The organism is Nocardia sp. NPDC058640, assembly GCF_042716995.1.
Taxonomy (GTDB): domain Bacteria; phylum Actinomycetota; class Actinomycetes; order Mycobacteriales; family Mycobacteriaceae; genus Nocardia.
The window spans coordinates 324,093-344,468 of sequence record NZ_JBHXRG010000002.1 but is presented as its reverse complement, the minus strand read 5'-3'; the positions used below and the strand labels follow the sequence as shown (position 1 = coordinate 344,468).

Sequence of the window (20,376 nt, the reverse complement as noted above, 5' to 3'; positions counted from 1 at the left end):
CGGCCGTGTCGGTGTCTGTGAAATCGCTCCTGAGCACCCTGTCCGTGCGCGGCCCCCACCGGGTGTTGCGCGGGAATCTAGGGATCGCGGGCCAACCCGGTGTGGTCTACACACCCGAGTCCGGCCTGAACCTGCCCGCTGTCGCGTTCGCGCACGGCTGGCTGACCAGCGCGGAGAACTACAAGGGCCTGCTCGAACACATCGCGTCGTGGGGTTTCGTGGTCGCAGCCCCCGACACCGAACGCGGCCCGATCCCGTCACATCTGGACCTGGGCACCGACTTGCTCACCACCCTGGACATCGTGAGCAAGGTCCGTCTCGGCGACGGCACCATCAGCGTCCACCCCGACCGCCTCGCCTTGGCCGGCCACGGCATGGGAGCCGGCACCGCCGTCATCGCCGCAGCTCAACGCCGCGTCGCCGCCGTAGTAGCCGTGTTCCCCGCCCCCACCTCCCCCGCCGCGGAAAACATCGCACCCGAAATCGACACGCCCGGCCTGATCCTGTCCGGCGACGACCTCGGCTCGGTCAGCAGCAACGCCCGCGCCCTCGCCGCCGCCTGGTCCGGCCCGTCCATCCTGCGCACCATCGACGGCGCCACCCCCACCGACATCATCGAAGGCCGCCGCCTCTTCGCCGCCCTCGGCGCAGGCCGCTACGACCACAAAATCGACAAAACCACCCGAGCCCTGGTCACCGGCTACCTGCTCGCCACGGTCCTCGCCGACAAGAAGTACGCCCCCTTCGCCGACTCGGAAGCGGAGATCCCGCACACGAAGGTGGTCGACCCGAACGCGCCGGTCGAGGTCGAGACCCCGAAGCTGTCGATCGGCACCGTCGCCAAACTGATCCGCGGCTAGACCCTCGAATTCACTGTCACCATCGGGACTTCTAGCCGTCTCGAGGGTATCGCGACACCTTTCGTTTTTTTCGAATAGCGCTACACTGGCGACATGTCCACGATGCTGCGGGAGAGCACAGTCTTCCCACCAGACGACCCTGCCGACCTCGACAACCTGATCTCCAGCCTACGCATCGACAACACCTGCGCGAAGGCAAGACTCGTCGGCCCCGACGGCACATACCTCGACATCCCCGACGAGCTCTACACCGTCCTGCGCGACGCCGTCACAGCCCTGTCCAACGGACTGGCCGTCTCGATCGCACCCCACAACACGATGCTCACCACCCAGGAGGCCGCCGACCTGCTCAACATCTCCCGCCCCACCCTGGTCCGCCTACTCACCGACGGCGAAATCGCCTACTCGATGCGAGGCCGCCACCGCCGAGTCCTGCTCCGCGACATCCTCGCCTACCAAGACCGCGTCCGCACCGAACGCCGAACCACGTTGGACGCCATGGCAATCGAAGGCGAAGAGGCCGGAATCTACACGGCCACAACAACACCACCCCTTTCAGAGTAGGGCGCCCGGATGCCGTTCAGTGTGTTCCTCGATGCATGTGTTCTGCACCCCGCTTACCTTTCCGACACACTTCTTCGCATGGCGGATGCCCAAATGTTCCGTCCGCTCTGGTCTGCCGATGTTCTGAGAGAACTCCGCGGCAGCCTCATCCGCCGCGATATCGCTGCGATATCGCGGCGGACAGCGTCGACAGCAGAATCGCAAAAATGCAGTCCGCTTTCCCAGACGCGATGGTGACCGGCTACGAGTCGCTGATCGAAGGCATGGAGAACGACCCGAAGGACCGGCACGTACTCGCCGCAGCTGTGCGGTCAGCCGCCGAGGTTCTCGTCACCTTCAATATCCGCGACTTCCCCGAACGCGCCGTAAAGCCGTACGACCTCACCGCCATCACCCCCGACGAATTCCTCCTGGACCAACTGGACCTCCACCCCGGCCTGACAATCTCGACATTGCGCGGCCAAGCATCCTCCTACCGTCGAGACCCGAGATCAGTCACCGGCCTCCTGTCAGTGCTGGAACGAACCGGCACCCGCGTTTTCGCCGCAGAGGTCCGCCGCCATCTCGACAGTTATTCGACGTAGCGGACTCATCATCCCTTCGGGCTGAAGGACCCTTGCGGAGGCTCCTCTGCGACCCCGATCAGCGGGATCGGCCGACCATCGCGACGAGCCCGCCCAAGCTCCACCAGCGCCAGCAAGACAGTGCACCTGTCTTCAGCCCCCGAGGACCGAGAACCAGTTCAGGCCGGGCGAGTACTCATAGCGGACGTACTCGGTCACCAAGGAAATCAACCCGATCAACCCGGCCGTGCTCCCGAGCAACGCGAAGACCGCCGCAGTCACTCCGGTCCCACCGCCCGACGGCCGCTGGTCGACTCGTTGATACATGCATCCCCCTGAATTCGCTGTGTCGCAAACAGAATACGCAGCCCGGGCCTCGCACTGATCGGTGCGACTACCAGTTGGTGATGTCAGTGGTGATCAGGACGAACAGCACGGCCAGCACCGACACGTACAGCAGGATCAGCATCTGTCGTGGTTGTAGGCGTGGTTCACGCTGCTGGAGGTTGCGGGGCTGTGGGGCTTCCCGTTTCATGGTCATCGCGATCGAGCCCGGTCTGCCCTTTACTTCCGGGGGTCGCACCGGTCCCCAGTCGACGGCCCTGCGGTCCGTCACTTGTGGCATCGCGTCCATAGGTCTGGGTGGTTCCGGGCTCGGCGCTGCGGGTCTTGGTGGTGCTGGTGCGTGCGCACCCACCGACACCATCGCCGAGCCCGCCATGACGAGCGAACCGGTGTCCGAGGCCTCATCGGCCGACGTCCGGAACGCGTGCTGCACCGCGTCCGCGAACTCTCCGCAGGACGCGAATCGGTCCGAGGGCCGTTTCGCCATCGCCTTCGCCAGCACCGCATCCAATTCGAGCGGCAGGTCCGGTCTGAATCGGGTCACCGGCGGTGGCGGGGCTGACATGTGTGACTGGATCACCATTACCGGGTTGGTCGCGTGGAATGGTGACGCGCCTGTCAGCATCGCGAAAAAGGCGCAGGCCAGCGAGTATTGGTCGCATCGTGAGTCGAGCGTGGATGCCGCTAGCTGCTCGGGAGACGCGAATGCCAGTGTGGCGGTGAATGATCCGGTCTGGGTGAGCGGATTCTGATCGACACGTAAGCGCGCGATCCCGAAGTCGGCCAGCATCACTCGCTCGGGAAGGCCGTGTACGGACTCGCCGAGCAGGATGTTGCCGGGCTTGATGTCGCGGTGCAACACCCCGTGGCTGTGCGCGAAGTCCAGTGCACCGGCCACCTCGCTGACCACCCGCACCGCCCGCATCGGTTCGAACACCCCGACCGCGGCCCCGTCGGTCCCCCGCACGTACTGCATCGCGATCCAGGGCCGATTCCCTTCCACGCCACGGTCGTACACGGCGACGATGTTCGGATGATCCAGTCGCGCGGCGAGATCGGCCTCCCGCTGAAACCGCGCCCGCACCTCCGCGTCACCGAACATGTTCTCGTCCAACAACTTCAGCGCCACCGACCGCGGCAACCGGGGATGCCGAGCCAGATAGACCGTCCCCATCCCACCCCGCCCGAGCACGCGTTCAACCGCGAACCCAGCAATGAACTCGACCATAGCCACCCCTACCCACACGTCGGCGGCGCCATCGTATCCAACAACGGGCCAGGCCGCCGGTTCAGCGACAGGGTTCGACGGCGGCCGGGTGACAAAGGTGGGCGATCCTTGCCACCCCATCCTGGTCTGTCCGGCGTAATCGACCAATCGGTGGCCTCAACCGCCAGATTTCTGACTGTTCGGGGGCGAAGTGGGCGATTACGCCGGTTAGTCCAGCCAGGTCGATCGGCGGTAGTACTCGGATTCCGGGTCGAAGTCGCCGTCGGTGGGGGCGACGGTGGATTGGGCTTGGCGGGCGGCTTTTGCGCGGGCGACTGCTGCGCGGATTTCGGCTTGTTGTTGCTGTTCCGGGGTCCAGTTGGGGTCGACCGACGGAGGGGGTGGGGGTACCTGTGCGTGCACCACAGGTTGGCCCCATTGCTCGACAGTCGCTTGTGGCGCAACGGGCTCGGGCTCCGCTGGTTCCTCGGCGGGCTCCTCTAGTTCTCGTAGCCGTTGGGCTGCGTCGATGGCGAATTGTTCGGCGCGCAGTGCGGTTTGGCGGTTGATCTCGTCGATTTCGTCCATCAGGATCGCCGAGCGGCGGCGTGCTTCCGCGGCGATCTGCTCAATCTCGGCGGCGTAGTCCACGGTGGATCATTCTCCCGTTATCGAACTCGGTGTGCGAACGGTTCTCACAGTGGGCCTGCCTCGGCGAGGACTGCGCCCGAGTCACCGGGGTTGGTCACTGGGTGGTCGTCGACAGTTGGGGTGTGCTCGCCGTCGGATTCTTGCTGGGGTGGGCGTTGGGCACCGGGAATACCGCCGCCGACGGAACCTGGGGACTGGTCACCGTTACCTCCATCGCTAGTGACCGGAGTTTCGGGGGCGACCGGGGTTTCGGGAGGGGTCGGGGTTCCCGGGGTTGCCCCGCCAACCCCGGACTCAGCTTCGGGTTCGGCCGGTCCCGTACCGGATTCCGGTGTGCCCGAACCCAACACACCGTTGGAATCATCCTTGGAGGTAGAACCCGACTCCGGTTCGATCACCGGCTGCCCGTTCTCGTCCAACGTCAGCCGATACTGCTGGGTGTCACCGTTGGCGTCGGTGGTCGTCAACGCCAGCCCGTTCTCGCCGGCCTCGATGCTCACCTTGGTATCACCGAGCTGGAACGAAGCCTCGTGCTCACCCGACAGCAGACCGCTCGCCTGCTCGGTCAACTGCTCGATGCCGTCACCGATGGAGGTGCCTACCGACTCGACCGCCGAGGTGAGCGCGGTGCCGAGTTCGCCGGTCAATGCGCTCGACACGGTGGTGCCGAGTTCGCTCAGTGTCGAGGTGAGGGCGGTCAGCGCGGCGCTGGTATCGGTGTTGGCGGAGTCGTCGGTGGTCGGCGTCGCGGCTTTCACCGGCGATGCGGCTGCCGCCGCGGTGTCGTCGGTCTTGGCTCCCGCCGCGGTGGTCCCGCCACCACTGCCCTGAGACTGGCCACCACTGCCCTGCGACTGTCCACCATTCCCTTGCGACTGATCACCGTTGCCCTTCGACCCGTCACCCTTCGCCTTGCTCGAATCGCCGTTTTCGACGGGCGCAGTCCCGCTGCCCGCAACCGACGGATAGCTGCGCTCCTCGACCCCGGCCGCCGCCGCCTCGATGGCCGCGTACTCGTCTTGAACAGCAGTCCGTGTGGTCGCGCATTGGGCGTTGAACAGATCGAGTTTGTCGGTGAACTCTTTCTGGAAGACAGTTTTCAGCCAGTCGTCGCAGATCTCTCTGACGGCCTGTTTCCACTGGTCGGAGCCGCGATCGAGATCCTTGGTGCGGTCCTCGATCTCGTTCACTCCGACCAGCCGGTTCAGCAGAGACGGGAGCAGGTCCCCCGATTTACTACCGCGGATGATCTGGTCGATGTCCACCACGGTTATCTCGCCGATGGTGATCAGCGTGTTCTGACTCCCGATGTCGAGCCGGTTTCCCGCGGCGAAGGCCTTCACCGTGTTCGCCTTGGCCTCGATGATCTGCTGCAAGGCGGGCACGGCACCCGACATCGCGGTGGCAAGGGTCGCGACCTTCTCCCGGTCCTGGGCCGCCATGCCGACGATCTCCCGCAGACGTCCGATTCCGGCCTCGGCCGCGTTCCCTTGCCATGCCGACCCCAGCGAGTTCGCCGCTGCCGTTTGCGCGGTGCGTTGGGTGTCGGCGACGCCGAGCATCTTCTGCAGTTCGGTAGCCGCCGTATCGAGCTTCGCGAGGTTCATCCCCCGCTCCTGGTCGTAGCGGGCCTCGATCTGGTCGATCGACACGCTGACACCGATACCGCCGAAGGCCTGCTGGTACCGCGGCAACAACTGTTCGAAGTAGAGCAGCCCCTTGGCACCCTCGTCGAGGATGTCGTTCACCGATCTGGTCATGCCGGCCCCCTCGCCGCGTCGGAGGTCATTTCGCCGCGACCTGGTTCAAATCGCGTGCGTTCTTCCCGTCCACGTCGGTGTACTCGACGGTCGCCTTGCCGATCGCGCCGGCGACCGCCTCGGCTGCCGTGGTCCATACCTTGAGCCACGTGACGGTTCGGTCGAGTCCTGCCGCAATGCGTTTTCCCTGTTCGAGGTAGGCACGGCCGGCTTCGTAGTCGGCACCGTTCATGCCGTCGCCCCAGCTGTTGGCGTCTACAGCCTTTGCCGCCTTGCGCACCTCGGTCACCGCGGTCTGCAAGCCTGCGACCGATTGCGTTATCGCCTCCGGTTTCACCACGACCCCGCCCGAAACTGTTGTTCCCATCCCCCACCTCCAGCTCTCGAGGCACGCCACACCGGCGTCCTACCTACTTCGACGCACGAGACAGCCCGCCGGTTCCCTCACCGGCGGGCCGAAATCTACTTCTCCAGGTTCCCCTGGTCAGTCCTACGCCACTCCGACGTCCCATCGGGATGCCGGTGATACTCCCACGCGGCGTAATCCCCGTCCTCCTCCACAACCGTCACATGGTCGGCCAACCCATCATGGTCGTAATCGGACCAGATGCTGGTCGAGTCGGTGTCGCCGGTGGACAGGGAGTCGGCGACCCCGTCGTTGTCCAGGTCCAGGGACGGGTTGTTCAGTTCTACGGCGCCGAGGCCGCCCAAAGATGAGTGGGCGTCGATGTCGGGTAGGCCGAGGCCGGGGAACTCGCCCGAGGTGACCATGACTGCTCCTCCAACGGAAAACTCGCGGATGACGACTTGGCGGGGGTGCCTCCATAGTCTCATCCGCGAGCGGCTGCCGCGGGGGTCGGGCTACTTCTTGGGGATGAGGATCCACATGGCCAGGTAGATCAGGAACTGGGGGCCGGGGAGCAGGCAGGAGGCTACGAAGACCAGACGGACGACGTTGGGGTTCCAGCCGTAGCGTTCTGCGAGACCACCGCAAACGCCGGCGATCCAGCTGTTGCTGGTGGAACGGGTGAGGCGGCGGGCGGGGGCGGTCATGGTGTGCCTTCCTGTGGAGCGGTGATATCTCCACTGTGCCGTCGGAGGACCCGCACCCGCATCGGTCCACAGACCTATACGCACCCTGATTTCCGCGGGCCCCGACCTCAGGGTCAGACCCTGAGACGGGCACAATTGTCGAGGTGAGCACGACATTGCACGCCAACGGCCTCTCCGCGGGGCACGCCGAACGGACCCTGTTCGCCGACCTGGATTTCACGCTGGCTCCCGGCGATGTGATCGGGCTGGTGGGGGTGAACGGTGCGGGCAAGTCGACGTTGCTGCGGATGCTGGCCGAACGCGATCCGGGCGAGGGCAGCATCGTGCTGAGCCCGCCGGACGCGACCGTCGGCTACCTCACGCAGCAACCGGAACGCGTCGAAGGCGAGACGGTGCTCGAATTCCTCGCCCGCCGAACGGGAGTCGCGCACGCGCAGCAGGTGATGGACGCGGCCGCGGAACGCCTCGGCGATGGTGGCGACGATGATTACTCCCCAGCACTGGAACACTGGCTGGCACTGGGAGGCGCGGATCTCGATCAGCGAGCTGAAGAAGTCGCCGCAGATCTGGGTCTCACCAACGGCTTGGCCAGCGGACTCGACACCCCGATGACGGGCCTGTCCGGCGGCCAGGCAGCACGCGCCGGGCTGGCGTCAGTCCTGTTGTCCCGCTTCGATATTCTGCTGCTGGACGAGCCGACCAACGACCTCGATATGGACGGCCTCGACCGTCTGGAAAAGTTCGTAAAAGGCGTCCGAGTACCCCTGATGGTGATCAGCCACGACCGAGAGTTCTTGGCGCGCACCGTGAACAGCGTCCTGGAACTGGATCTGGCCCAGCAGCAAACCGGCTTCTACGACGGCGGTTACGACGCCTTTCTCACCGAACGCGAGATCGCCCGCAAGCACGCCCGCGAGGCCTTCGACGAATTCGCCGACACCAAAGCAGGTTTGGAGTCGCGCGCGCAGATGCAACGCAACTGGCTCGAGCACGGTGTCCGCAATGCCCGTCGCAAGGGCAAGAACGACTCCGACAAGATGGGCCGCAAAACCCGCGCCGAGTCCACCGAGAAGCAGGCCGCCAAGGCCAGGCAGACGCAGCGTCGCATCGAACGCCTGGACGTGGTCGAGGAGCCGCGCAAGGAGTGGGAGCTGCGGATGGAGATCGCGACCGCGCCCCGCAGCGGTGCGGTGGTCGCCACGGCCAACAACGCCACGGTCGCGCGCGGCGAGTTCACGCTGGGCCCGATCACCACGCAGATCGACTGGGCCGACCGGATCGTGCTCACCGGCGCCAACGGCTCGGGCAAATCGACCCTGCTCGGCCTGCTGCTGGGCAAGCTCGCACCCGATTCCGGTTCCGCCGCACTGGGTTCCGGTGTGCAGATCGGCGAGGTCGATCAGGCGCGCGGGCTGTTCCGCGGCATGGAACCCCTGGCCGACACCTTCGCCGCCGCGATGCCCGACTGGCCCGACGCCGAAATCCGCACGCTGCTGGCCAAATTCGGCCTGCGCGGCCCGCATGTGACCCGCGCCTGCGACACCCTGTCCCCCGGCGAACGCACCCGCGCCGCCCTGGCCCTGCTGCAGGCGCGCGGGGTGAACCTGCTGGTCCTGGACGAACCGACCAACCATCTCGACCTGCCCGCTATCGAACAGCTCGAGCAGGCCGTCGAATCGTTCACCGGCACTTTGATTCTGGTGACGCATGACCGCCGGATGCTGGATTCTGTTCGTGCGACCCGTCGTTGGCACATGTCCGGTGGGCTACTCACCGAGGAATGAACATGTTAGGTATCGACACCCGAATCACCCTGCTCATCACAGGTTTCATCTTTCTGAGCGCGCTGCTGCTCGGGATCTGGAAGTACCACGGCATCCGGGTCGACGGCGCGGCACACGTCTACGTCGACATCGCCCACCGCGCCGCGCTGATGTACTCCTTCGCCGGAATCCTGCTGGCGGTGTTCACCGAGCTCAGCGCCTGGCCCACGATCGTCAACCTCACCGCCGACCTGGTGATTCTCGCGTTCTTCGTCGGCGCGATCGCCAGCTACGCCCTGCACGGCAAACGACGCGACACCACCAACCAGTTCGACGGGCAGATTCCCGCCGAACTGCGGCTGTCGATGTACGGACTCATCGCGGGCGAGATCGGTGGCTTCGCCGTGCTGTTCACCGGTTTCGTCGCCGGACAGTTCTAAAAGGACTGCACCACAACAGGTTCGGCCGCACCGAACAGGTCGATATCGGAACCCAGCTTCGCCCCGATCAGCCCGGCACCGGCGGTGACACCGAGCACGGCGACCACCGCGATGAACGAACGAGAGCGCGGCACCCGGGGCACCGCGAACGCGCGCGTGCTCGGCGGCTCGACAACCGGTTCATACGCGGGCTGACCATAGCCTTCGTCGCGAATCGGGACCGTGTGCGAATACCCCTGCGGCACTTCGCGACACCCCGGCCGCCCACACGCCCCACCGCAGCGGTGTGGCTGGTCTGCTTCGCCGTACTCGTACGGATAGTTGCGGGCTGGCAGCGACGGAACCATGATCGGCCCCCTTTTCCATCGTGGTGCGCGCCAACAGTAACCGCCTGCGCCGAGCAGCACACACGCGCCACGAGCACACAGGTCCTTACGGCGTATCCCAATACTAGTTGTCGCGCACCGGACCCGCCAGGCAACTAGACCGCAGCGACCCGTTTGGCCAGATCGTCGGCCAGCTGGCGAGCCTGTGCCGGATCGGTGGCCTCCACCATCACCCGCACCAACTGCTCGGTTCCACTGGGCCGCAACAGAACTCGCCCGGTCTCCCCCAAGATCCGCTCGGCTTCGGCAACCGCGTCGCGCACCTCGGGAGCAGCCGCGACGGCAGCCTTGTCCGACACCGCGACATTGATCAGCACCTGCGGCACAGTGGTCATCACCGAAGCCAGCGACGCCAGCGACGAACGAGTCTGCGCCATCCGCGCCATCACCCGAAGACCGGTCAACACCCCGTCACCGGTGGTTCCGAACCGCGGGAACACCACGTGCCCCGACTGTTCCCCGCCCAGGCTGTACCCGCCGCGACGCAGTTCCTCGAGCACATACCGGTCACCCACCGCGGCGGTGATCACGGTGATCTCGGCGGCACGCATCGCGATATGCAGACCCAGATTGCTCATCACGGTCGCAACAAGCGTGTTGTCGACCAACTCGCCCGCCTCGCGCATCGCCAACGCGAGCACCGCCATGATCGCGTCACCATCGACGACCTCACCGGCGGCATCCACGGCAAGACAACGATCGGCGTCACCGTCGAGTGCGATGCCCAGATCCGCACCGTGCTCGAGCACCGCGCTTCGCACATTGTCCAAATGCGTTGAGCCACAACGATCATTGATGTTGAGCCCGTTGGGTTCGGCGTTGATCGCGATCACCGTCGCGCCCGCCTCCCGGTACACCTGCGGCGCCACCTCGGAGCCCGCACCGTGCGCGCAGTCGACCACAACAGTCAACGCGGACAGGTCTTGCCCGGTGGATTCCAGCAGATGCTCGACATACCGCTCGTGCGTGCCCTCGACGGTGTAATCACCACGCACCCGGCCGATGCCCGCGCCGGTCGGGCGTACGGTGACGCCTTCGGCGACCAGGGCTTCGATCCGTGCCTCGATGGCGTCGTCGAGCTTGTGCCCGCCCGCGGCGAAGATCTTGATTCCGTTGTCGGGCATGGGATTGTGCGAGGCGGAGATCATCACGCCGAAGCACGCGTCGTACAGGCCGGTCAGATACGCCACGGCCGGCGTGGGCAGCACGCCCACCGACAGCACGTCGACACCGACGGAGGTCAGGCCCGCGGTCACCGCGGCCTCGAGCATCTCGCCACTGGCGCGCGGATCGCGACCCAGCACCGCCACCGGGCGCTTCTTGCCGCGCGAGAGCACCTGCGCCGCCGCGGCCGCCACACGCATCGCGAGCTCCGGGCTCAGCGACTCGTTGGCAAGCCCTCGAACTCCATCTGTACCGAACAGCCGTCCCATAAACCCTCTACCGTCGTAGGTCCAGATAGCACAAGAGCAGGCGACCAGCCGTGCTGGAAGCCTGCTCTCGCACATGCTCCGCCGACGGTACCGTCTTCACCAAAAGTAAGCGAAGACGGCCCACGGCAGTGCGTAAATCAGCGCTTCGAGTACTGAGGCGCCTTACGGGCCTTCTTCAGGCCGTACTTCTTACGCTCGGTGGCACGCGGGTCACGCGTCAGGAAGCCGGCACGCTTGAGGGCGGGACGGTCGTCCGGGGTGACCACGATCAGCGCGCGGGCAATGCCCAGACGCAGAGCGCCGGCCTGACCCGACGGGCCGCCGCCGACCAGGCGAGCGAAGATGTCGAAGTTCTCGAGACGCTCGACCAGGACCAGCGGGGACTTCACGAGCTGCTGGTGCACCTTGTTCGGGAAGTAATCCTCGATGGTGCGACCGTTCAGTTCGAACTTGCCGGTGCCGGGCACCATGCGCACGCGAACGACGGCTTCCTTACGACGGCCGACGGTCTGCACCGGGCGGTCGAGGGACAGCGGCTCGAAGGCCAGCTCTTCCTCGACGTACTCGGCATCATCGTAGGCTTCGCCGTCTTCGACGATCTCGACGATGACCTCGTCGGTGGCGTCGAATTCTTCGGCTGCGAACTCTTCAGGAGCGGTCACTGGGCCACCTGCTTGATCTCGAACGGAACCGGCTGCTGCGCGGTGTGGGGGTGGTTCGGGCCTGCGTAGACCTTCAGCTTGCCCGCGATCGCGTTACCCAGCTTGTTCTTCGGGATCATGCCCTTGACGGCCTTCTCCACGAGACGATCGGGACGGGTCGCCAACACCTCGCCGACAGTGCGCGACTTGAGGCCGCCAGGGTGTCCGCTGTGGTGGTGGATGAGCTTGTTCTGCTTCTTGTTGCCGGAGATGGCAACCTTTTCCGCGTTGATGATGATGACGAAGTCGCCACCGTCCACGTGGGGTGCGTAGGTCGGCTTGCCCTTGCCGCGCAGCAGGCCAGCGGCCTGCACGGCGAGACGGCCGAGGACTACGTCAGTGGCGTCGATGACATACCAATTACGGGTAGTGTCACCCGCCTTGGGGCTGTACGTAGGCACAGTGAATCCCTGTCTGTCGTCGGTGTTGCCGGCCCTTGTCGGGTGGATCGAAGCGTCCTGGCGGCCGGTGGAGACCCAGGACATCGAGCTGACGCCGACCCGCGAACGGTTCGACGTTCCACACGCCAACGGGCAACGATACCAGCCACGCATGACCGACTCCCAATCGGGACGTCAGATCACGACCGGCGGTCCGGGGTCGGTCGCGCGCGGGATGAGGTACCGCAGGGTGTCGATGCCCGGCGTCGCGCAGTCGTCGACGAACTTCGCGCGCGCGGTGGCGATGCCTTCGCGCGGGACGGTGGTCGCGTACGGGGTGAACGAGCAGTTCACCTGCTCGGTGGCCGAGGCGACGGCGGGGTCGGGCAGCAGCGCCACCAACGCCAACGCGCCGACCACGGCCGGGGCACCGAGGAAACCCTTCTTCACCTTGCCCAGCAGACCGCCACGTCCGTCGGCGTCGAGCGCGTGCCGAGGTGCGGGCCCGGCGACGAATCCGGCGGGGCCAGGCGGTTGCGCGGCGGGCGGTGCCGTGGGTTGCGCACCCCACCCGACCTGCGCGGCGACGGCCTGAGCGGGATGTCCGGAAGCCGGATAGTCATCCTCCTCGTCGTCTTCATCAGGCTCGGTGACCAACAGATGCGCCGCCCCGAGAACCAGCGCGTGCATCGGATGATCGGCCACGTGCAGACGTTGCCCGAGATGATTCTGGAAGGCGAAGCGCAGCGCGTCGTTGAAGCAGACATTTCCCGCCAGCAGCACCGTCGAGGTGTCGGCGCCGATCGAGCGGGCTGCGGCCATCGCCTCGATCACCACGTTGTCGGCGGTGCGGGCGTCGCGCAGTGCCTCGGCGCCGACCGGGACCTCGGTGGATTCGGTGGGCTGTTCGTCGTCGCCGTGTACCGCCACGACCAGCAGTGATCGCCCGTCGGAGTAGATACCGGTGGCGCCGACGCCGTTGCGATGCCGCTCGCTGGGCGGGGACACCAGCCCCAGCGCGCGCACATAACCCGACAGCGCCACGCTCTCCGGCAGCGGTTCCACGATCACGTCGAGTTGCTCGACCAGCGCCGCGTACACCTCGACCTTGTCCTCGGGCCAGCTGTCGGGATACGGCAGCGCCACGACCTGCGGCTTGCCCCGCAGGTACTTGCCGATCGAGGCGAGCGGGTTGTACAGCCGCGCGCGGAAGACCAGTTCGGCGGGCCAGGTGGCGCCGGCGATCACGATCTGCGGGTGGCCGAGGATGTCGCGCACGTCGGCGATCGCCATCCCCAGGTCCGGTCGCTGCCGGTCGACACCGGCGGTGTGCAGCCTGCCCGCGGCGTCGGCGAGCAGGTAGGCGGGCGGGGTGTAGGTGCCCTCCACCTGTACCGGGCGGACCGGGTTCGCACCGCCACCCGCGGCGACGGACACCACGTCCCACCCCAGATGTAGGGCTCCAACTCGAACGGTCACAGGATCAAGTGTGCCCGGTCGGCGACGGGCCCGCGCATCATGCCCGCCGAAACGACTCTGACCTGCGCGATCATGCCTGCGACTTCTTCAGTCGTAGTCGACTCCACGTAATCAGAGCCAGAATCGAGGTGATCACGATGACCATCACGATGTCCAACGTCCAGATCCATCCGGTGTGATCCCACAGCGTGTCCGGCTGCGCACCCCAGAACAGGTTGCGCAGATCCACCGTCGACGCACCCGACGCGTACCCCCATCGGGCCGGGAACAGGTACGACACCTGCTCGAGGCCGGGTCGATCGGTCACCGGGATCAGGCCACCGGCCATCACCAGCTGCACCATGATCATCACCACCAGCATCGGCATGACCTGCTCGCTGGACTTGGCCAGGCTCGACATCAGCAGCCCGAACACCACACAGCACACCGCGGTCATCGCGATATCGATGTACAGCTCGATGCTGCCGTTGGGGATCAGCGAACCGGCACCGGGCGCCTTCTTCCCCAGCAGTGTGATCCCGATGAGCACCGCCGACTGCAGGAACGCGACCACGCTGAACACCGCGATCTTGGCCAGCAGATACGCCGAGGGCAGCAGACCCACCGCGCGTTCGCGCTGGAAGATCGACCGCTCGCCCACCAGATCGCGCACGCTCAGCGTCGCACCCATGAAGCACGCACCCAGAATCAGCACCACCAGCAACTGCTGGGTCTCACTGCCACCGGATCGCGCGAACGACCCGTCGGGTTGAGCCACGAGCGGACCCGGCGCGAAACCGTTCTCACCCGGCACCACCAGCGACAACGCACCGAGAATGAACGGCAACACCAGCAGGAAGATCAGATACCCGCGATCGGCGAAGATCAACCGCACCTGCCTGCGCGCCAATGTCGAGAACTGCCGCATCCCGCTGGACTGCGGCGGCGCCCCCACATTGCCGCGGTTGGGCTGCACCGGCGGTGGCGGCGGCACATACGCCTGCCGGGACCGATACGCCGCGAACACCTGGTCGGGATTGGCCGCGGCCATGGCGAAGATCTCCGCCCAGTCGCTGGTGCCCATCGCCGCACCGACGCCACCCGGATGCCCGGCGAACGCCGTCTTGCCGCCGGGCGCCAGCAGCACCACCTGGTCACACATGTCCAGGCAGGCCACCGAGTGCGTCACCACGATCACCACGCGCCCGGCGTCGGCCAGTTCGCGCAGCATCTGCATGACCTGGCGGTCCAGCGCCGGGTCCAGACCCGACGTGGGCTCGTCGAGAATCAGCAGCGACGGACCGGTGAGCAGTTCCATCGCCACCGACGCGCGCTTGCGCTGACCACCCGACAGGCGATCGACTCGGGTGTCGGCGTGCGCGGTGAGCGAAAGTTCTTGCAGCACACCGTCGATCACCTGCTGGCGATCGGCCTTGGTCGTATCGGGCGGCAGCCGCAGCTCCGCGGCGAAGCCCAGAGCCTGGCGCACGGTGAGCTGACGGTGCAGCACGTCGTCCTGCGGCACCATGCCGATGCGCGAACGCAGCGCCTCGTACTCGGCGTGCAGATTGCGTCCTTCGAAGGTCACCACACCGCCCGACGGCTGGGTGTTGCCCGCGATCAACTTCGACAGCGTCGACTTGCCCGCGCCCGAGGGCCCGATCAGCGCCGTCAACGTGCCGCGCCCGGCCGTCAGGTTCACGTCCACGAGCAACTGCTTGTTGCCCTCGACGGTGAACCCGACCCCGTGCACCGACAGCCCCTGCTCGGCGACAGGCTTCTGCCGCAACGCCAGCGCGCCCTGCGTGACCGCGAAGTCGACGTTGCCGATGGTGACGATGTCGCGCTCGCGCAGCACCACGCGTTGCTGACGGTGACCGTTGACGAAGGTGCCGTTGGCCGACCCGAGGTCCTCGATGACCAGGCCTTCGGGCGAGGACAGCAGTTTCGCGTGCGCCCGCGAAGCCAGGGGGTCGTTGACCACGATCTGGTTGTCGGAGGTGCGGCCGATGCTCAGGCCGCCGGGCGGAATCCTGTCACCGCGCGCGACCGGTTCGGTCGAGGCGGCCTTGCGGACCGGCGGCAGCATCGACGAGTCGGCGCGGCGGGTCATGTTGATGTTGTCCTGCGGCTGCGAGGGCAGCTGCGACGTGGCGGGGTACTGCGGACGCGCGGGCGGCTGGAAGCCGGGACGCTGCTGTTGCGGGCGCTGCTGCGAGGGCGGCGCGACCATGGTCTGCGCGTGCCGTGCGGCGGGCGCGGCGGGCACCAGATGCAGCAGCGGCCCCGTGATCGCGTCGCCCAGGCGCACCTGCGTGGGCCGGTCGATCGAGACAGGCTGGTTCAGGCGGCGTGCGTCGACGAAGACCCCGTTGGTGCTGCCGTTGTCGGCCAGCACCCACGCGCCGTTGGCGAAGCGCAGGGTGGCGTGCACGCGCGAGACCAGCGGACTGTCCACGAACAGGCTGACCTCGGGCGCGCGGCCCATGGTGATCTGCTGACTCGCTTCGAAGACTCGTTCGGTTCCATCATGGCGCACTGTGATGGTCTGCGCCCCCGGTGAAGACATGGAGCGGATACTATGCCATCGCCCGGACATCGGCGGTGCCCCCGAGTTGGCTTCAGTCCCGAACCGGCGCTCGACCTGCATGCGTGACCGGCCGACCAGGGGGATCAATGCCGAAAGCTCAAGTGTTCATTGCCATTTCCGTCGCGCTGTGTGCGCTGCTCGGAGTTGGTTGCACGCGGGCGATCGACGGGCACGGCGTCTCGATCTATGACGATCCGTTCCAAGTGGCGGGATTGCCGACCACCGGCGGGCCCAACGGACCGCGTCCGAACGTGCCCGATTCGTCGCTGACCGCGTCCAACGGTGACGGCGGTGACGTGGACACACTGGCGCTGAACGCGATCGACGACATCCAGTCGTACTGGCAGGCCGGTTTCGGCGCGGAATTCCCCGGCGAAACCTTCGATCCGGTCGAGAAGTTGATCTCCTGGAACGCGCGCGCCACCCGCAGCCAGTCGGTGGAATTCTGCTCAGAAACCACCTACCACCTGGTCAATGCCGCCTACTGCCGCACCGACAACTCCATCGGCTGGGACCGCGAGATGCTGTTGCCCACCATGAGTGAGACCTTCGGCCCGATGTCGGTGGTGATGGTGCTCGCGCACGAGTACGGGCACGCGATTCAGACCATGGCCAAGATGGTCACCAAGAAGACCAAGGTCCTGGTGAAGGAACAGCAGGCGGACTGTTTCGCGGGCGCGTTCATGCGTCATGTCGCGGAAGGCAAGTCGAAGCACTTCACGATCAACACCTCCGACGGTCTGAATTCCGTTCTGGCCGCGACGGTTTCGATTCGCGACTCCGATCCCGACGACCCGGAGAGCGTGCACGGTTCGGCCTTCGAACGCGTCACCGCCGTGCAGATCGGGTTCACCGACGGACCGCGCGGCTGCAAGGGCATCGACGAGGCCGAGATCGACTCGCGCCGCGGCAGCCTTCCGCAGAGCTTCTCCGGCGATTCCGGTCGCGGCGAATACCCTGTCTCCAAAGCGAATTTGGTCGAACTGAGCAAGGCCCTGCAGGCGATTCTGCCGGTCAAGCAAGCCCCCACCTACGACTACGCGGGCTCGGGCATCGACTGCGTGGACGGCGCGGTCACCGACCCGGTCACCTACTGCCCCGCCAAGAACACCATCGCCACCGACGTGCCCGGTCTGGCCGAACGCGGCAAGACCGACACCGACGACGACGGCCCACTGCCGGTGAAGGTCGGCGGCGATTACAACGGGTACGTGGTGTTCATCTCCCGCTACACGCTGGCCGTGCAGCGCAGTCAGGGGCAGGAGTTGACCGGCGCGAAGACCGGGTTGCGCGCGGCCTGTCTATCCGGTGTGGTCACCGGTCAGCTCGCGCGATCCGACCGCCCGGTGAGCGAGGGTGATATCCAGCTGTCCGCGGGCGATCTCGACGAGGCGGTGTCGGGGTTGCTCACCGACGGCCTCGCCGCCAGTGACGCCGAAGGCAAGACCGTGCCCAGCGGATTTTCCCGTGTCGACGCCTTCCGGGCAGGCGTGCTCAACGGCGAAACCACTTGCCTGTCAAGGTATTCCTAGCCGAAAGGCGGGGGTGCGGCCGGTTCGTAGCGCAACACCCGGTTGCCGATCATCACCTCGGTGCCGGGGATGAGCACCACCGGCTGATTGGGAGTCAGCCGCACCCAATCCCGATACCCGGGATGCCGGCTGCGAGTTCCGTTGGTGGAACCGCAATCCAACAGCTGCACATCCCAATTCACCAGGTGCACTTCGGCATGCGCGCGTGACATCCCCCCGGAGGTGTCGTCGATGCGCAACGGGATGAGTCCACGCTGGGCCGCCTCGGAGTTCTCCGGATCGCGCCCGATCACCGCGTCGGCGGCCATCAGGTAGGTCATGCCGTCATCGAGCACCAGCATCCCCAACGGCGGCCGCACGACCTCGGCCAGCGCTTGCGTCTGGTCCACCGGCATCCCGCACACCGTGCAGAACGCCGAGCGCGGATCGCTGGGATGCGCACGCGCGCACTTGAATCCCATCACCTTCACCACCAGCACCGTTGACTTGGCCGTGGCCTCGAGCCTGCGCTGCAGGTCGGGATCAGGTTCGGGCGCGGGATTGGTTCCCGCGTGCGGCGGCTGGGCCAGTGGCGTGTCGACCGTGCCATGCGAAGCGCCGGTGACCGCGTCCATCATCGACGTGGTGGGCTGCATCCCCGTCGCGGGCTGCTCGATCGGACGTGAATCCGCTTGCGCCGCACGCGGTTCGCGATCGATGCGCGCGGTAGCCGGTGGGGGCCTTCGTGTTCCGCTCGCAGGCTCCGCGGTGCGCACATGACTGCGCACATCGTTGGACCACATCACCGCGCCCCCGGCCTGCGCGATTCCTTCGACCAGCCAACCGATTCCGCGTTCGGTCGGCATATCCGGGATGCGCCCCTTGGCATCGTCGACGAACAGCGCCACCGCCTTCGCGGGCTCCGAAGCCACCCGATCCACGGTGAACGCCGCATCGCTGCCGCGGTAGTACTGCGGCCCACGCTCATCGGCGAGCACAGCGGTGACCGACCCGTGCAGGAAGATCGCCACCCCACCGTTGTCCGCGGCCGACAGCACCCCGAAATCGATCGGCACCCCCGGCGAGATCTGCTCGGCGTACTTCATCAGCCACCGCGTGGCCTCGCGCGCCACCACCGACCCCGGACCCGACGGCGACTGCTCGTGCGCGTCACGCACCAACTCCGCCAACGACTCCAGCGCGATAGCCGCGACATCGCCGGGCGCGAGCCTGCCCGGTGCTCGATGGGCGACCACGATCACCGCCCCCGCGACCCGCGCGACCGCATGACTTCCGAGCACCACTTCGACCTGCCGATCCCTCACAGGTATCGGCCTCGCAGCGCAGAGGTGACCATGACATCCAGAGTATGGCAAGCACCCCGCTTCGGTCCCCCTGGGCGGGCGCGGTCCGGTAACTTGGTACCTATCGCGGCAGAACATCGGGGGCTTGTGATGATTCGTTCGACCACACTTCGCATCGCACTCGCCCTGGCCGGCGCCCTACTCACCGGTTGCGCCGTCACCGGCACACCATTACCCGGCGAACCCGATGTGCGCGGCCTGGAGACCGGCGTTTTCGCCGTCGACCGGCACGCCTACACCGCCACCGCCGGCGACAAAGGCCCCCTCGTGGAGGGCATGCGCATGTCCGCGGCGGTGGTGCCCACCGTGCGGATCGACCCGTCACTGTGGCACGGCGGCGGCGACGCGGTGGTCCCCGACGTCGAACGCGCCCTGGATTTCGTCGCCAACGTCTCCAAACCCGTTCTGGAGAACCGACAATTCATCACCGGCTACGCCGTGCAGGGCGCCGACAAAGCCGACCTCGACGACGACAACCGCCCCGTCCGCGAAATCACCGCGGTCACCAACTTCCTGCTGCGCTTCCCCACCGCCGCGGCCGCCACCCTGGCCGCCCGCGAACTCGAAGACGTCGACCTGGCCGTATCGCCCGACAACCGCAAACTCGCCTCCACCAAATACCCCGAGGCCTACATCCATTGGCGACCCGGCGTTGCCACCGTCGGCGCCTTCTACGCCCACAAAGAGTTCGTGATCTCCCTGTTCCTGCAACGCCCCCACGCCGACGCCACCGACCTCACCGCCTGGGTCGACAAAACCCTCGCCGCCGAACTCACCCAACTCGCGAAATTCACCCCCACCCCCACCGCCGAAATCCCCGACCTCCCCGTCGACCCCACCGGCCTACTCGCCCGCGCCGTAGTCCCCGTCCGCGCCACCATGCACCCCGACGAAGACACCTTCGCCACCTACGCCCCCGAACACCTGATCAACAAAGCCGCCGACCTGTCCACCCGCCAAACCCTGGTCGACACAACACAAGTCGAGGCCTACGCCACCGTAGAAGGCGGCTTCGTCACCCGAGTCCGCGACCACCCCGCCACCCAATCCCTCATGCAAGGCCTCATCACCACCGCCCCCCACTACGACCCCATCACCGCCCCCACCGACGTCCCCACCGCCACCTGCCACAAACTCAACGACAGAGGCAAAGAGGACAACTTCGCCTACCGCTGCTACGTCTCGTACAAGCGGTACCTGGCGATGATCAGCGCAGACACCGAACCTGAAGCGCGGCAGAAGATCACGGCGCAGTACGCACTGCTGGCGAACAGTTTGTGAGTTCGCGACCTACCCCCTCCCCCACGCCGGTGACGTAGGATTCCGCCCGACCATCGTTTCGGGGAG

The 20,376-nt window shown here is 66.5% G+C and carries 21 protein-coding genes; 7 read left to right on the top strand and 14 right to left on the bottom strand.

What is annotated here, in order from left to right; all coding sequences use genetic code 11:
- The first annotated feature begins 5 nt into the window (after positions 1-5).
- The 3 genes from ACFWU5_RS06325 to ACFWU5_RS06315 all read left to right on the top strand — a co-directional run bounded on the left by ACFWU5_RS06325 (position 6) and on the right by ACFWU5_RS06315 (position 2,008).
- Positions 6-860 carry a dienelactone hydrolase family protein gene (locus ACFWU5_RS06325; RefSeq protein WP_379241516.1) on the top strand — a complete coding sequence of 285 codons (855 nt, stop codon included), beginning with the start codon at positions 6-8 and terminating at the stop codon, positions 858-860.
- 93 nt (positions 861-953) lie between these two features.
- Positions 954-1,424, top strand: coding sequence for a helix-turn-helix domain-containing protein (locus ACFWU5_RS06320; protein ID WP_379241515.1), 471 nt, complete (start codon positions 954-956; stop codon positions 1,422-1,424).
- Between the two features lie 206 nt (positions 1,425-1,630).
- Positions 1,631-2,008: a hypothetical protein gene (locus tag ACFWU5_RS06315; protein WP_379241514.1), complete on the top strand. Its 378-nt coding sequence runs from the start codon at positions 1,631-1,633 to the stop codon at positions 2,006-2,008.
- Positions 2,009-2,140: 132 nt separating this feature from the next.
- Here ACFWU5_RS06315 and ACFWU5_RS06310 read toward each other — a convergent pair whose 3' ends face one another.
- The 7 genes from ACFWU5_RS06310 to ACFWU5_RS06280 form a co-directional block, all read right to left on the bottom strand.
- Positions 2,141-2,314: a hypothetical protein gene (locus ACFWU5_RS06310; RefSeq protein WP_379241513.1), complete on the bottom strand. Its 174-nt coding sequence runs from the start codon at positions 2,312-2,314 to the stop codon at positions 2,141-2,143.
- A 67-nt stretch (positions 2,315-2,381) separates the two neighbouring features.
- Positions 2,382-3,560 carry a serine/threonine-protein kinase gene (locus ACFWU5_RS06305; protein WP_379241512.1) on the bottom strand — a complete coding sequence of 393 codons (1,179 nt, stop codon included), beginning with the start codon at positions 3,558-3,560 and terminating at the stop codon, positions 2,382-2,384.
- Positions 3,561-3,767: 207 nt separating this feature from the next.
- Positions 3,768-4,190, bottom strand: a complete 423-nt coding sequence (locus ACFWU5_RS06300; protein WP_379241511.1) for a hypothetical protein — start codon at positions 4,188-4,190, stop codon at positions 3,768-3,770.
- A 44-nt stretch (positions 4,191-4,234) separates the two neighbouring features.
- A complete protein-coding gene (locus tag ACFWU5_RS06295) occupies positions 4,235-5,950 on the bottom strand; it encodes a hypothetical protein (RefSeq protein WP_379241510.1) in 1,716 nt (571 codons plus the stop codon).
- Positions 5,951-5,975: 25 nt separating this feature from the next.
- Positions 5,976-6,317 (bottom strand): hypothetical protein, encoded by a 342-nt coding sequence (locus ACFWU5_RS06290; RefSeq protein WP_379266332.1) that lies wholly within the window; start codon positions 6,315-6,317, stop codon positions 5,976-5,978.
- Positions 6,318-6,412: 95 nt separating this feature from the next.
- Complete coding sequence (locus tag ACFWU5_RS06285) at positions 6,413-6,721, bottom strand: DUF6802 family protein (protein ID WP_379241508.1); 309 nt, start codon at positions 6,719-6,721, stop codon at positions 6,413-6,415.
- 90 nt (positions 6,722-6,811) lie between these two features.
- Positions 6,812-7,003, bottom strand: a complete 192-nt coding sequence (locus ACFWU5_RS06280; protein WP_379266331.1) for a PspC domain-containing protein — start codon at positions 7,001-7,003, stop codon at positions 6,812-6,814.
- Between the two features lie 143 nt (positions 7,004-7,146).
- Between ACFWU5_RS06280 and ACFWU5_RS06275 the strand changes: the two genes are divergently transcribed.
- Positions 7,147-8,787, top strand: coding sequence for an ABC-F family ATP-binding cassette domain-containing protein (locus tag ACFWU5_RS06275; protein WP_379266330.1), 1,641 nt, complete (start codon positions 7,147-7,149; stop codon positions 8,785-8,787).
- Positions 8,788-8,789: 2 nt separating this feature from the next.
- Positions 8,790-9,206 (top strand): hypothetical protein, encoded by a 417-nt coding sequence (locus ACFWU5_RS06270; protein ID WP_379266329.1) that lies wholly within the window; start codon positions 8,790-8,792, stop codon positions 9,204-9,206.
- Here the strand turns inward: ACFWU5_RS06270 and ACFWU5_RS06265 are convergent.
- From ACFWU5_RS06265 to ACFWU5_RS06240, 6 genes are all read right to left on the bottom strand, one after another.
- Positions 9,203-9,553: a hypothetical protein gene (locus tag ACFWU5_RS06265; protein WP_379241504.1), complete on the bottom strand. Its 351-nt coding sequence runs from the start codon at positions 9,551-9,553 to the stop codon at positions 9,203-9,205. The two genes, ACFWU5_RS06270 and ACFWU5_RS06265, sit on opposite strands and share 4 nt — an antisense overlap.
- Before the next feature lie 134 nt (positions 9,554-9,687).
- Positions 9,688-11,025, bottom strand: coding sequence for a phosphoglucosamine mutase (gene glmM, locus ACFWU5_RS06260; protein ID WP_379266328.1), 1,338 nt, complete (start codon positions 11,023-11,025; stop codon positions 9,688-9,690).
- Between the two features lie 137 nt (positions 11,026-11,162).
- Complete coding sequence (gene rpsI / locus ACFWU5_RS06255; protein ID WP_379241502.1) at positions 11,163-11,687, bottom strand: 30S ribosomal protein S9; 525 nt, start codon at positions 11,685-11,687, stop codon at positions 11,163-11,165.
- The gene (gene rplM / locus ACFWU5_RS06250; RefSeq protein ID WP_379241501.1) at positions 11,684-12,127 is read right to left on the bottom strand and encodes a 50S ribosomal protein L13; all 444 of its coding nucleotides are present in this window, start codon (positions 12,125-12,127) and stop codon (positions 11,684-11,686) included. Before rplM ends, rpsI begins: the two co-directional genes overlap by 4 nt.
- Before the next feature lie 174 nt (positions 12,128-12,301).
- Complete coding sequence (locus ACFWU5_RS06245; protein WP_379266327.1) at positions 12,302-13,585, bottom strand: hypothetical protein; 1,284 nt, start codon at positions 13,583-13,585, stop codon at positions 12,302-12,304.
- Positions 13,586-13,655: 70 nt separating this feature from the next.
- Complete coding sequence (locus ACFWU5_RS06240) at positions 13,656-16,133, bottom strand: FHA domain-containing protein (RefSeq protein WP_379241499.1); 2,478 nt, start codon at positions 16,131-16,133, stop codon at positions 13,656-13,658.
- A 107-nt stretch (positions 16,134-16,240) separates the two neighbouring features.
- Between ACFWU5_RS06240 and ACFWU5_RS06235 the strand changes: the two genes are divergently transcribed.
- Positions 16,241-17,686 (top strand): metallopeptidase, encoded by a 1,446-nt coding sequence (locus ACFWU5_RS06235; RefSeq protein ID WP_379241498.1) that lies wholly within the window; start codon positions 16,241-16,243, stop codon positions 17,684-17,686.
- Here the strand turns inward: ACFWU5_RS06235 and ACFWU5_RS06230 are convergent.
- Positions 17,683-18,990: an FHA domain-containing protein gene (locus tag ACFWU5_RS06230; RefSeq protein ID WP_379241497.1), complete on the bottom strand. Its 1,308-nt coding sequence runs from the start codon at positions 18,988-18,990 to the stop codon at positions 17,683-17,685. The two genes, ACFWU5_RS06235 and ACFWU5_RS06230, sit on opposite strands and share 4 nt — an antisense overlap.
- A 129-nt stretch (positions 18,991-19,119) precedes the next feature.
- Between ACFWU5_RS06230 and ACFWU5_RS06225 the strand changes: the two genes are divergently transcribed.
- On the top strand, positions 19,120-20,310 hold the full coding sequence (locus tag ACFWU5_RS06225) for a hypothetical protein (RefSeq protein WP_379241496.1): 1,191 nt from the start codon (positions 19,120-19,122) through the stop codon (positions 20,308-20,310).
- Positions 20,311-20,376: the final 66 nt, after the last annotated feature.